We start from the raw sequence: 12,398 nt of genomic DNA, 5'->3' as shown, positions 1-12,398 counted from the left end.
TTTTATGCTCAGCCTTATTTTAAGTCACATGCCCGCTTGAGCGCAACCTTATTAAGCTGCGTCCGGTGGGCGAATGATGGTTTCCAGCTGAGTTTCTGTTTTCAGTTGCCAGCGCAAATGCTCAAGTCGCCAGGCTGCCGTTTCGTAAATGGCCTTTAAGGTCTCGGTCATCTTGAAATTCGTGTTCTTCCATTGGCTTTTGTCGGCGATAAGGGAATAAGCTTGTTCGGCCTTCGGAAGCATCCTTAGCTTTTCGAAACAAAGCCCAATTTGATAGATAATTGGCCATTGCCATTCCGGATCAGCGTTTAGGGGAGCCATGGCTTGGTATATTTTCAGCGCGCTCATGTAATCACCTTGCTCGTAAAAATCATTTGCTAATTGATTGGCCGTTCTCTTTTTCCAGTACATCCAGGTGGCTTTATCTTCTTCATTACTCATTTCATCGTAACGCAAGAGCACCATCACTTCTTTAATCGCAGAGCCGGTGCGGTTTAATGCCTTATACGTATTTGCCAAGATAAAGTGGGCTTCTGCGGCTAATGGGCTATTGGGGTATTCCGATAAAAATACTTCAAGCTCGTTCATCACCGCCGGATAATTTTCCAGGAAATAATGCGCATAGGCTGTTTTAAACTTCACGCGCTCGCGTTCTTTTTGGCTTAAATCCAGTAGCTGCAAGCGGGAAAATAATTTAATAGCCTTCTCGTAATCACCGGTAACGAAGTACGTATCTGCAATCTCTAATTGCGCCTTCATGGTCAGGTATTGGTATAGCTTCATTTGATCACTATCAATCCCAAGGGACATGTTGATCACGTTATAAAAACGGTCAATGGCCATATCGTAGGCGCCCATTTCGCGGTACAACCGTCCGAGTCTAATATAGATCTGGGGTCGGTTGGCATCACTGGGAAAGGTTTTCAGGAAACGCTCGTAAACCATTGCCATCTTAGAGGTTACTCCCATACGCTCGTAAAGTAGGGCTAGTTCTAAAAGGACGTCTCTCTTTTGCTCGTCTGTTAATTTGTATTTTAAAGACTCGAGTAAAAGCTCTTCTGCTGTGGTTAATTCCTGCGTTTTAAGGGCTAAGCGAGCTTGATTAATTAAGGATTCCCCCTTGTTCTTATGCGGAATGGGTGGTTGATTTGCTAAATCAACCGTTTTTTGTTGGCTCACCGCATCGCCTTCAACTTCTTCTGCCGCGGGCTTGTTAACCGAGCTCATACCTTCGTCTTTTACTTCAACTGATAGCGAATCTGCAGCTTGAGCCCCTAAAGCGGCCGTTCCTGTTAAACAAAATAGCAACAATGTTCCGATAACGATCCCGTGAAGCACCGTCTGGAATGGGGTTTTTATCCTACTGCCTTTCATAAATAGCCTTGCTGGGAGGGGGGAGCGCCGCGTTGCTATCCTGGAACGGTAAACGAAACGGAAGCACTACCTTATCATTGGTACCAGTCTTATCGCTATTTCTATCTTTTTCAAGAAATAATAATATATCGTCCGGGCTTAGGCTATTATTGTTGTTGGTCGCAGGCAACTCATTGGTCGTAACATTGCCACTAACAGGGGCCGCGTTAATAGAACTATTTTTGCCAGCAGTGTATTCTAGCGGTGCAGGCGGCTTTTCTGCGGGAGTGGGCAGTGCGGTGGGTTCCGGTTTCGGTTTTTTAACTTCTGGCAACGGAATGAGGTCTAATCGATTAAACGGCACTTCCTGCTTTGCATAACGAATCGGCACTGGCCCGATGTCCGCCAAATACCCGGCATCCTGAACAGGCTCCTGGATATTCGTTGTTTTATCGGACGATCCAGACAACAATCTTGATTGTACATTATCCGGGTAGAATAATATACTCACTAATACCACCAACCATAGCAGCCGGCTCGTTGTTTTTAACCATGACATATATTCTCCCTATTAAGTCGGCTACTTTTTTGCTTAATAAAGCTCTTTTTAGAAAAATTTTATATTTCCCTGTTCATGGCATGGGTGTTTGGGGGATGAGTGCGGCTTTTTTATTCAGAATTTTATGTGCTTTTAAAAGATCCGCTTCGGTGTGTATATCCAAATCCTCCACGCGACTATCCTGAAATAGGTGCGCGGTAATCTTCCAGGGATCTTCATAATTCAAGATACGATTCTTTGTTTGCGCCCATGCGGCATAAGGAACAGAGAGCGCCTCTTCATGTTCTCTGGCAAGCTCGATGGCTCGTTCGATTACCATGGGCTCGCAAATGGCTAAATTATAGTTGTAGTTCACGTGTATCCGGGCGGGGTAGTGCTCGATGATATTTCGAAAGACAGGCATCGAAGGCACATTGTCTTCTGCGAGTTCTTTTGGCCGGCGGTGGAAAACTACTTTATCGTTATTTCCAAAAACGCTCTTTACGATCTCTTCGATTAACTCGCTTTCCGTGGAAACAACCACCAAGTCAATCGATGGGCAGCGTAACAACGTTTCCACCCCGTGTATGACCATAGGCTTGCCCCCAATCGGCAAAATGTTCTTATAGGGCAAGCGTTTACTTCCAAGTCTTGCGATGACTGATCCAATGACCTCCATTAATATTCTCCTGTCTCATTCAGTTATTTTTCCCAACTCTCAAATCGGCGCTAAATTTCATTACTTTAGGTCCTTTTGGGGGTCTTGAAATTTATTTTAAAAATTTTACATTCTCTTGGCAAGAAACTCCTATTAACCATTGTCAATTTTGCATTTTCGTGGTAGCGTAAACAAATACTCCTGATCCATCTGTAGCTGCTACCCTATATGGCTTTTGAAAAAATTATAGTCCTCGATGACGAGCTGTTTATCCGCAAAAGTTTGGAAGAACAGTTGCGTAAAAAGAAATACACCGTCGCAACCGCTTCTACCATCGAGCAAGCTAGAAAGTACTTATCCAAAGATAACTTTGATCTCATTTTTGTGGATGTGCGCCTTCCCGATGGTGACGGCCGAGAGTTGTTAGAGGAGCTTTCCCAAGTGCCCGATAGCCCTATGGTTGTTATCATGACAGGTTTTGGCACGATAGAATCCGCTGTCGAGTGTATGCGCAAGGGGGCGTTCGATTATCTCATAAAACCATTTTCGTTGGATGCCATTGAGGTCATTCTCGATAAGGCTGAAAATTATAATCGTCTCATTCGTGTAAACCAATTTTACAACAAGGAGCTCCAAAGCGATAGTACCATCATTGGCGAAAGTAAGGCCATGGTTCGGCTGAAGGAGATGGTCAAAAAGGTCGCGGCAACAGAGGCAACGGTTTTGATAACGGGTGAAAATGGCACCGGAAAAGAGCTTGTGGCTCAGGATCTTTACAGACTGAGTTCCCGCGATAAACAGCCTTTTATTAAGGTTAATTGCGCGGCTATCTCGGAAACGTTAATGGAAAGTGAGTTCTTTGGGCACGAAAAGGGGGCTTTTACAGGCGCGTCTCAGCGTAGAGAGGGTAGGTTCGAGCTCGCTAATCAGGGGACTATTTTGCTAGACGAGATCAGTGAAATCTCGCTACACCTTCAGGCTAAACTTTTGCGTGTTCTTCAGGAGCGTGAGTTTGAGCGGGTAGGGGGTAATCAAACAATCCATGTCGATGTGCGGGTCATCGCAACCACAAATCGTAATTTGCTGGAGCAGGTCAAGCATGATCGCTTTCGTGAGGACTTATACTACCGTCTCAATGTCTTTCCCATAGAGGTTCCTCCGCTGAGAGATCGCGGAGACGATGTCTTGTTGTTGGCCGATGAGTTTCTTGGAAAATTTTCTCAAAAACACAACCTCACGATTCCGGGTTACACCAAGGAGGCCTTGAGTGTTCTCCGAGCCCACACTTGGCCGGGTAATGTGCGTGAGCTTCAAAATACCATCGAACGCGCTGTCATTTTATCGGAAAACAATAAACCGGTGCAGGCAAACAGCTTGGGGCTTACGTTGCAGGTAGGTCAATCTAAGGCTCCAATTTTTTCCGAGATGCCTGAGGAGGTTTCCGCGACAGGCCAACAACTTCCTTTGAAGGAGATGGAGCGTGAGTACATTGCGTCCATTCTTAAAAGCACGGATAATAATGTCACTCAGGCTGCCGAAATCCTCGATCTCTCAGCAAAGGAGCTGCGCGCAAAATTAAAATCCTATGGCTTGGCTAATGAAAAAGTGGTTGCGTCTTCATGATCTTTGGCTTAGAAATTCACTATGTTAGCCTCGTGTCTTAACACTTAATCCCAATAACGGATACACTACCCCTTCTTTAGTATTCTCAACCCCAATTAACTATGGAAACAACGATACCTTTTTCAGATACGATCATTCAGGACATGATTACGGATTCCATTGAAAAGGTGTTCTCCACAATGTTAATGACGAAAATTAATTTTAAGCGCGCAATTCCGTTTCCGCTCACGCCCAAAGCGCCCCCGTTAAAACCTATTAACACAACCGAGCCTTTGATTGCTAGTTCAGTCGGCTTTATCGGTAACATTAATGGGGTTGTATTCCTTTATCTTGAAGAAAACCTTTCCATCCAATTAACAGCTTCCCTCCTAGGGAGTAGCTACGAGGAGGTTGACCGAAATGATCATGATGCCATTAATGATGCTCTCGGAGAGCTCACCAACATGATCGTGGGTACGTTTAAAAATAAATTATGTGACATGGGCTACAATTGCCGGCTCACCATCCCTTCTATTTTGCGGGGAAATGACTTTTCTATCGAATCTCCACCGAATAGTCCTGTTATTCGGCGTTGCTACGAGTTCGAAGCCTTTAATAAACCTTACGTGGCAGACCTTTTAATTAAACCTGTTGAATAACACTTTTTACCCATGCGTTTGAAAATTCTCACAGTTGATGATTCCAAGGCCGTACGAATTATCGTTAAGAAGGCCTTCGTGAACTACGATGTCACTATCATAGAGGCTGCTAACGGTGTGGAGGGGCTTGCTGCGGCAAGTAAGGAGGTTCCGGACCTCATTCTTCTGGATGTTACCATGCCTATTATGGATGGCGTGGAAATGCTCACGAAGATTAAGTCGGATAGCAATCTCAAGGCAATTCCCATCATCATGCTCACTGCAGAAGCAGGTCGGGAAAATGTGCTTAAAATTGCAAAAATCGGCATTCGGGATTACATCGTAAAGCCTTTTAAGGAGGATGTGTTGATCGAAAAGGTGAGTCGCGTGGTCAATATACGTCTTTCTGATAGCCAAAAGGTTAAACAAAAAACAATTGATGATGTTTGCAACATTCTTGTCGTGGATGATAAGCCGGTCATTGTTAAACAGATGGAGGATTACTTTGCGGGAAGCCCTTGGAAGGTTACTTCAGCCAGTACAACGGGCGAGGCATTAGATAAGTGCCAAGGTCTGACTCCGGATTTGATTATTATAAACTTGGCGCTTCCAGAGGAGGGCGCGTTTAATCTTTTTCGTATCCTACGCTCTAATCTCAAAACAAAGTACGTTCCTGTATTTGGTTTGGCGGTTAAAACAGCTATGGCGGAACAACAGCAAGCCCAGCAAACAGGTTTTACGGCCATCGTCGCTAAACCAATCGATTTCGAGGATCTGGAAAATAAAATTGCTAAATCGCTTAAGCTGGATACGTCTCCTCGATACTTTAAAACAGAGGGTAGTCTGCTCATTATCCGATTTCCAAAAAGTATGTCGCCGATCGCAGTGAGTGCGATGAACCATTATTTGACGCCTAAAATTTCCGAAGCGGTCGACGCAGGGTTAAGTCGTGCTATATTCGATATCCATGAACTCAATAACATTGATGTCGAAACCATAAAGATCTTGCTTCAGGCAATGGAGATTTGTAATGAGCTCACATTGCCGTTTGCCATGGTGGGTACGCCTGCCCTTGCTGAGCAATGTCAGTCCTATGAGGAGTCCAAGGATTGGACTTTCTTTAATAGTATCGATGATGCTAAAGAAAATTTAGTGAGCGCGTAAATTTCTTTGCCGTTGTACTTCAAAGAGCACAACCGCAGCAGCTATCCCGGCGTTTAACGAATCTGCTTGCCCTGAATGCGGAATAGTAATGGGTTCCGCGTGCTCGCTTTTTAACCAAAAATCACTCAGGCCGTCTTTTTCGCTGCCGATCATGATCGCACTGGCTTTATTGTAGTCTTTTTCCCAATACGGTGTGTCGCAATGCGGTGTCGTTGCGAGTGCTTGTATGCCATGCTCTGTTAGGAAACGGTTTGCGCTTTCATTTTCTGTTGTTATTACGGGTAAGGAAAATACTAGCCCTTGTGAGGATCTTATCACGTTTGGGTTGTAGAGGTCTATGGCGCTATTGGTTAGGATTAAGGCATCGCAGCCAACGGCTTCCGCTGTCCTTATAAGGGCTCCTAAATTGCCGGGTTTCTCGATGCCTTCCGCAACTAACAGGAGGGGCTTTTCGCTTAATTTAATCGCGTCTAACCCTTTGTATTCTTGTTTTGCGATGGCTAATAACCCATCAGGCCCTTCCCGGTAAGACATTTTTTCAAAGACATCTTTTGTGACTTCTGTCGCAGTGATTTTATTGCTGTTCTTTGCCTTTTCTACCAAAAGAGGGCAAGCTTCGGAGCTAAAGAGATCCGGGCAATACAAGAGCTGTTCGATAGCAATAGCATTGTTTATGGCGCATTGTAATTCGCGGCATCCTTCGAGCAGAAACTGCCCGTGCTTTTTACGGCTTCTGGCTTCCCATAGCTTCACTACATGCTTCACTAATGGGTTTTGCCGGCTTTGTATTATGTTCTCTCTCATCAATCTTCTTGTTCCCTACAACCGTATAGCGATTTCAACGGGTGTTCAATCTGGTAATGATTAAAACTCGAATTCCACCTTAGCTCTTCGAGCGCAGCGAGACTAGAGCTAAGAGTGTCCGCCAAAGCCTTGGCGTAGGCGGGCCCAACACCAAACGGGCCCCAACCGCCGATCCAACAAACACCTCAATTCATTACAACCGCCATCACAAAATCATTCGAGATGCGGTCATTGGCCATTACTTACCAGGTTACTCGAATCAAGAATATCATGGGGTGTAGTGCTGGTGATCGTTTGATCACCTAATTCCCCATTTTTTGTTTCAGGTGAAACAAACGGCCATTTTAATGGTGAATTAGTGTGCAGAAAATGGCTAAATAAATATCAAATAAACGTCAATTGGTGCTTAATAAGGGTTAGAAAACGAAAATATAATCTTTAATAAAAAACAAACCATCGATCCGCTGTACCGAGGTCGTCAGTCTAAATATGTATAATTTATCACAGAACTGAACGTCCCGCTATGTATAAATCAATACAAAAAATCAAGGCACAGAAGAACTTAAGGCATGAAGTTGAGTCAGCGGCTTTTTACATGCCTTTTTGAAAGCGTTTGTCTAAATCGCCGTGGCTAAGTTCTATAAACGTGGGCTTACCTTTAGGGCACGCTAATGGGTTTTCACAACGCATTAATTCATCAATTAAGCTGATTAAGGCTTGTTCGCTGGGCTTATTATCGAAACGGATCGCTTTGGCAGTGGCCATCCGGGATAGCTCTTCATAAAATGCGCCTTTTTTAGAGGGAACAAGGCCTTTTTCTTTGATGAGGGCAACCAGATCGCGCAAAAAGACTTCTGCGGCATTAGGCTCAAGCCAGTCTGGAATGGCTTCTATGCGGTAAAAATTTCGCCCAAATAGCTCGAGTTTAAAGCCGATTTCATTGAAAAATGCTAGGCTTTCCTCAATGATGGGTCCTGTAAGTGCATCAAAGTGAATGGGTTGGGGGATTAATAGCTGTTGGCTTGCTGTTTTTTGACTAGAAAGGGTCGATTGCAGGCGCTCAAACCATATCCGCTCGTGGGCGCTTTTGTAATTAAGGATCAAAAGGCCAGAGGGTGTTTCAAATAAGGCTCGGTTGTCTTTTAATGTTCCCATATAGCGCCAATCGCGCTTTTTCGAGGGGGTAAGCTCTTGAATGAAAGCGGTGTCGAGGGAGTTATCAGGTTTTGGTGAATATGCTATGCTTACCGGAGTGGCTCTTTCGGTATCCTTTTGGCGTTCTAATGGCTTTTGGGGTGAGGGGGTTACTGTTGCCCTTGATGAATGAATAACGGGTGCTTCAGGGGTAATAGTCGTGTTTTTTGATATTGGCTCGCTTGAGGCAAGTGTTTGTTTTACAGGGCGAATGGCGGGTGTTGGGCGCGTAATAGGCTCTGGAAGCGAGTTTTTCTGGAATACAGGGCTGCTCTCTGGATTTTCTAAAGGGAATCTAACCGCTTGGAGGCTATTTGTGGTGTGTTCTTTTAAAGACTTCAAGAGGGATTGTATTGCAAATTGTCGCACGAGGGCTTCTTCCCGAAATCTTATTTCTCGTTTGGCGGGGTGTACGTTCACGTCCACGCTTTTAGGGTTAATTTCCAGGAAGAGAAAGGCTACAGGGTATTTCCCTTTGGGGATGTATGTATGAAAACTCTCTATGATAGCATAGGAAAGGGTTCTGCTGTCTACGGGACGGTTGTTTACGAGTGTGATAAGTTCTCCTCGGGTGGCTCGGCAGATACCGGGTTTACCGACGTAGCCGTGTAATCGCAGGCCGCTTTCGTCTACGTCAACAGGTATGAGTTCTTGGCTCAATTTTTTGTTCCAAATATCCGCTATGCGGTCTTTCATGTTCGAATGCCTGGGGGACTTAAAAAGTACGCGGTCATTTTCTTTCAGGGTGAAGGCAATTTTGGGGTGGGCGAGGGCGTATAGGCGCACTAAATGGATTATGTGCGCGGCTTCCGTGTTGTCCGTCTTCATGAACTTGCGGCGCGCGGGCACGCTGTTAAATAAATGCGAAACCTCGATCCGTGTGCCGGTCGGCATACCGTATTCCCGTTGATGTACGATTTTGCCCGCGTTCACAAAGGTTTCTGAGCCACATGCATCGTTTTTTGTCTTTGTTCTCAGGGTGAATCGGGAAACGCTGGCAATAGAGGGCAACGCTTCCCCTCGAAATCCAAAACTCATAATGGCCATAACATCATTTATGTCCTTTATCTTACTCGTAGCATGCCTTTCTAGTGATAATAACGCATCATCCCGGGTCATGCCATGCCCGTCATCTTCTATCAATAGGTAACTCTTTCCCCCATTGCGAAACTCCACGTTGATTCGGCTAGCGCCTGCATCAATACTATTTTCTACAAGTTCCTTAACTACAGCTGCTGGTCGCTCAATCACTTCGCCTGCAGCGATCTGATTAGCTACATGGTCCGGTAGTATTTGTATTTTTGCCATAATGCTCACCCATCTTGACCAAACTCTGGGCTCGCGTAAATAGTTTATTTCACTGTTTCCGTATTGTGGAATGTGTGCCGATTGCTTATGTCTAGGTATATAATTCATATTAATTTGACAATTGCAGTATTCTGTTATAACTTAAAGCTATAAACGGAAAAATTAACTAAAGATCAAGCCATGCCTAGCAATAAAATACCAAACAGTTTAAGTAAAGGATTCTACAGTACATCTTATTTAAATAAGATTGGTGAGAATGCGAAGAATATAAACAAAGACCCTGTTTTAAAAAATGTTAAACACCTCAAAGAAGAGATAAACACATTAAAGCAAAACCACCGAGAATTCCTCTTCCAGTCATTACAGCAGCAGTTTGGCGCCGCGGCCAATAGTCTAATGCAAAGCGACATTATTAAAGAGAAAATTAACAATTTTGAAGATCTCGATAGTCGGGATATCAAGAACTTATCCAAAGAAGTTGGTAGTCAGCCGAGTGTCGATATTAACGCAATTTTAAGAGGAGGCGGCGTTTTCTCAAAACCCACTAACCCTGAAACGGTTAAAGAGGAATTTATAAACAAGTCCGGTCAAAATGTACCTAATTTATTAAAAGGTAATTCCGATTCCTAAACGACTTAAAACAAAAAAGCCTCACTTATAAGTGAGGCTTTTTTGTTTTTTATATATATCGAAATTACACATCCGCAGGCCTACTAATTTGGTCACCCAATCGACGCACAGGCTTGCCCGCATATAGATTCTGCTCCAATTCTTCCAACTGGCGGTTTTTGGTTTCCGGAACCATATACCAAGCGAAGATGAAGCCGACCATGGTGCAGGAAGCATAGAGCATGAAAACATTGCCCATGTTGCCCATTGCGGTAACCAAGATGCCGAACGAGAAAGAAACGAGCATATTAAAGCCCCAGTTTGCGCAGCTTGCGATGGCCATGCCGGAGGCACGTGCTTTTAACGGGAAAACCTCGGACATCATGATGTAGGGAACTCCGCCAAGGCTGATCGCGAAGAATACGATAAAGAGCAATATTGAAGCAAGAGCAAGGAATGGATATTCTCCGCTGCCAGACTTTAATAAGAAACCTAATATGCCTAAACAGGCGATCATGCCGATAAACCCGATGGACAGGAGGGGTCTGCGGCCAATTTTATCCACTACCCAGACGCCAAAGAGCGTTGCTACAACATTTGTAAGACCCATAAAGAACTGAGCTAGGTACTTGGTGGATTCACCGAAACCGGCTTTGGCAAAAACTTGAGGACCATAGTACATGATCGCATTAATGCCGCTGAGTTGTTGGAATACAAACAACCCGAAAGAAACAGCGAGTAATGGGAGTAATGGTTTTTTAAAGAGTTGCAAGAAAGATCCACTACGGCCTTCACCCTGGACACTTACTTTAATTTCAGCCATTTCCTTAGAAACATCTGATTTTCCTAAAAGATTCTGTAGCACCTTTTGGGCTTCGTTTACACGGCCTTTGAGATGGAGCCAACGGGGGCTGCATGGCATAAAAAGCATGCCGAAAAAGAGTATTAAAGCGGGAACAACTCCAACGCCAAACATCCAACGCCAGTTCATCGTAAAGTCTTGTATGGAGTGCGAGAACCATAGGTTAATTGCAAAAGCGGCTAATAAACCAAGCGTAATCGCGAGCTGGAACATGAATATGATCGTGCCACGCACTTGTGGGGGCGAAACCTCGCTGAGGTACATGGGGGCGACCATCGCTGAGATACCGATTGCTAGACCCATCAGTAAGCGGCCTAAGACAACGCTTTCTAAGTTAGGGGCAAACGCTGCGCATAATGTACCTCCTAGAAAAACGATTGCAGTAAATAGGATACTGCGCTTTCTGCCTAATGTGCGGGCAAAAAAGCCACTCATTAAAGCACCTAAAAGAGCGCCAAGAGGAACAGCGGAGACAACAAAGCCACGTGTTGCTTCACTGGCCAGACCAGCGTCATTTTTTAATTCAAAGGTTTTAAAGATGAATTCTTGAGCACCAGAGATAACTCCGGTATCAAAACCAAATAACAAGCCAGCTATGGCAGCTATTGTTCCGATGAGGTAGATGTTTGCTTTTTTCGGAGCAGGGGTACCGGCAGTAGCAGTCTGATTTCTTTTCATATCATATATATCAATAGAGTTGTTTACTGAGTTGAATCAAATACAGTGAGTGAAAAGTAACAAACTGTATTTACCGCGTCAATTAAATTAAACAACGCTGAAGTAACCCCTTTGCTTAGAACTTTTTAGCAGCTATTCTTCCGAAGCGAGCTGGAAACTAGTGTATGTACAACTATTTCAGGAGGGCAGTTGTACCGCAGGGGGAGACCGCAGCAACCAAGGCCGCTAGAGGTATATCCTTTTAGGCCTCCGTATTGCCAAGCGCCTTGTACCATGTATTTTGGGCTTCTAGAGTTGTTTATAACGGAAATGCCTCCCGGTAAACAGAGTTGACCACCGTGGCAGTGGCCGGCAAGCAGTATATCGAATCCGTGGTGTTCGGCGTCATTAAAGATACAGGTAGAGTGGGCTAGGAGAATCGAGCATGCTCCTGGGGGGATGGTGTTAGCGACCTTAGGGATATTGCTTGTTTGAAAGTAGCTGGGATCATCTACGCCGGCTATGTAAATTTGTTGGCCGGCTTTTTCGATTGTTTTTACCTCATTGAGAAGTACCTGCATGCCCAATGCTTCTAGTTTGGGGACGATTTCCAATTTATCATGGTTGCCTAAAACCCCAAGGCAGGGGACTTTAATATGCAGAAGTATTTTCTCTAGCTGTGCCAGGGCGAGCTCTGTTTTCTTAAGATGCTTTGTTATGAAGTCGCCCGTAATCACGCAGAGGTCGTATTCTAATGGGGCGAGTTTTTCAATGATGTAAGGCGTGACATGCTGGCAAAGATCGGCGTGCAGATCTGATAAATGCAGGATTTTGTAGTTTTCAAAATGTTCGGGCAGGCTGGGTAGTGCAAATGTGTTGTGTGTGACTTGGATTTTGGTGGTATTTTCAACCCCCCTTTTGTAAATACCCAACAAGCGGGCTATAACACCAAAGACCGTGAAGTGAAACATTATTGGGTTAATTTGACTTTCTTTTTGGAGCCGAATTTCG

At 44.5% G+C, this 12,398-nt stretch carries 11 protein-coding genes; 4 read left to right on the top strand and 7 right to left on the bottom strand.

Annotation, left to right across the window (positions count from 1 at the left end; genetic code table 11):
* Positions 1-51 precede the first annotated feature (51 nt).
* The 3 genes from AUJ82_04255 to AUJ82_04245 form a co-directional block, all read right to left on the bottom strand.
* Complete coding sequence (locus AUJ82_04255) at positions 52-1,374, bottom strand: hypothetical protein (GenBank protein OIO59775.1); 1,323 nt, start codon at positions 1,372-1,374, stop codon at positions 52-54.
* Positions 1,361-1,912 carry a hypothetical protein gene (locus AUJ82_04250; GenBank protein OIO59774.1) on the bottom strand — a complete coding sequence of 184 codons (552 nt, stop codon included), beginning with the start codon at positions 1,910-1,912 and terminating at the stop codon, positions 1,361-1,363. Before AUJ82_04250 ends, AUJ82_04255 begins: the two co-directional genes overlap by 14 nt.
* Before the next feature lie 73 nt (positions 1,913-1,985).
* A complete protein-coding gene (locus AUJ82_04245; protein OIO59773.1) occupies positions 1,986-2,570 on the bottom strand; it encodes a hypothetical protein in 585 nt (194 codons plus the stop codon).
* Positions 2,571-2,777: 207 nt separating this feature from the next.
* Here AUJ82_04245 and AUJ82_04240 point away from each other — a divergent pair, with 207 nt between their 5' ends.
* The 3 genes from AUJ82_04240 to AUJ82_04230 all read left to right on the top strand — a co-directional run bounded on the left by AUJ82_04240 (position 2,778) and on the right by AUJ82_04230 (position 5,953).
* Positions 2,778-4,172 carry a sigma-54-dependent Fis family transcriptional regulator gene (locus AUJ82_04240; GenBank protein OIO59772.1) on the top strand — a complete coding sequence of 465 codons (1,395 nt, stop codon included), beginning with the start codon at positions 2,778-2,780 and terminating at the stop codon, positions 4,170-4,172.
* A gap of 101 nt (positions 4,173-4,273) precedes the next feature.
* Positions 4,274-4,810, top strand: a complete 537-nt coding sequence (locus AUJ82_04235; protein OIO59771.1) for a hypothetical protein — start codon at positions 4,274-4,276, stop codon at positions 4,808-4,810.
* Between the two features lie 12 nt (positions 4,811-4,822).
* On the top strand, positions 4,823-5,953 hold the full coding sequence (locus AUJ82_04230) for a response regulator (GenBank protein OIO59770.1): 1,131 nt from the start codon (positions 4,823-4,825) through the stop codon (positions 5,951-5,953).
* Here the strand turns inward: AUJ82_04230 and AUJ82_04225 are convergent.
* Both AUJ82_04225 and AUJ82_04220 read right to left on the bottom strand, forming a co-directional pair.
* A complete protein-coding gene (locus tag AUJ82_04225) occupies positions 5,939-6,757 on the bottom strand; it encodes a hypothetical protein (GenBank protein OIO59769.1) in 819 nt (272 codons plus the stop codon). The genes AUJ82_04230 and AUJ82_04225 overlap by 15 nt on opposite strands.
* A 591-nt stretch (positions 6,758-7,348) precedes the next feature.
* Positions 7,349-9,259, bottom strand: coding sequence for a hypothetical protein (locus AUJ82_04220; GenBank protein OIO59768.1), 1,911 nt, complete (start codon positions 9,257-9,259; stop codon positions 7,349-7,351).
* A 180-nt stretch (positions 9,260-9,439) separates the two neighbouring features.
* Here AUJ82_04220 and AUJ82_04215 point away from each other — a divergent pair, with 180 nt between their 5' ends.
* Positions 9,440-9,889 (top strand): hypothetical protein, encoded by a 450-nt coding sequence (locus tag AUJ82_04215; GenBank protein ID OIO59767.1) that lies wholly within the window; start codon positions 9,440-9,442, stop codon positions 9,887-9,889.
* Between the two features lie 64 nt (positions 9,890-9,953).
* Here AUJ82_04215 and AUJ82_04210 read toward each other — a convergent pair whose 3' ends face one another.
* Both AUJ82_04210 and AUJ82_04205 read right to left on the bottom strand, forming a co-directional pair.
* Complete coding sequence (locus tag AUJ82_04210) at positions 9,954-11,408, bottom strand: hypothetical protein (protein OIO59766.1); 1,455 nt, start codon at positions 11,406-11,408, stop codon at positions 9,954-9,956.
* Positions 11,409-11,533: 125 nt separating this feature from the next.
* Positions 11,534-12,398 (bottom strand): hypothetical protein (locus tag AUJ82_04205; protein OIO59765.1); only part of this gene is annotated, 865 nt, incomplete at its 5' end.

It is taken from the genome of Verrucomicrobia bacterium CG1_02_43_26 (assembly GCA_001872735.1).
In the GTDB taxonomy this organism is placed as follows: domain Bacteria; phylum Verrucomicrobiota; class Verrucomicrobiia; order Opitutales; family CG1-02-43-26; genus CG1-02-43-26.
Note: the sequence above shows the minus strand (reverse complement) of the source record. Positions and strands in the feature narration are given on the sequence as shown.

Excerpts from the sequence above, each read along its gene's own strand:
- AUJ82_04240 (OIO59772.1), top strand. The coding sequence starts at position 2,778 with ATGGCTTTTGAAAAAATTATAGTCCTCGATGACGAGCTGTTTATCCGC.
- AUJ82_04225 (OIO59769.1), bottom strand. The coding sequence starts at position 6,757 with ATGAGAGAGAACATAATACAAAGCCGGCAAAACCCATTAGTGAAGCAT.
- AUJ82_04255 (OIO59775.1), bottom strand. The coding sequence starts at position 1,374 with ATGAAAGGCAGTAGGATAAAAACCCCATTCCAGACGGTGCTTCACGGG.
- AUJ82_04215 (OIO59767.1), top strand. The coding sequence starts at position 9,440 with ATGCCTAGCAATAAAATACCAAACAGTTTAAGTAAAGGATTCTACAGT.
- AUJ82_04245 (OIO59773.1), bottom strand. The coding sequence starts at position 2,570 with ATGGAGGTCATTGGATCAGTCATCGCAAGACTTGGAAGTAAACGCTTG.
- AUJ82_04235 (OIO59771.1), top strand. The coding sequence starts at position 4,274 with ATGGAAACAACGATACCTTTTTCAGATACGATCATTCAGGACATGATT.
- AUJ82_04220 (OIO59768.1), bottom strand. The coding sequence starts at position 9,259 with ATGGCAAAAATACAAATACTACCGGACCATGTAGCTAATCAGATCGCT.
- AUJ82_04230 (OIO59770.1), top strand. The coding sequence starts at position 4,823 with ATGCGTTTGAAAATTCTCACAGTTGATGATTCCAAGGCCGTACGAATT.
- AUJ82_04210 (OIO59766.1), bottom strand. The coding sequence starts at position 11,408 with ATGAAAAGAAATCAGACTGCTACTGCCGGTACCCCTGCTCCGAAAAAA.
- AUJ82_04250 (OIO59774.1), bottom strand. The coding sequence starts at position 1,912 with ATGTCATGGTTAAAAACAACGAGCCGGCTGCTATGGTTGGTGGTATTA.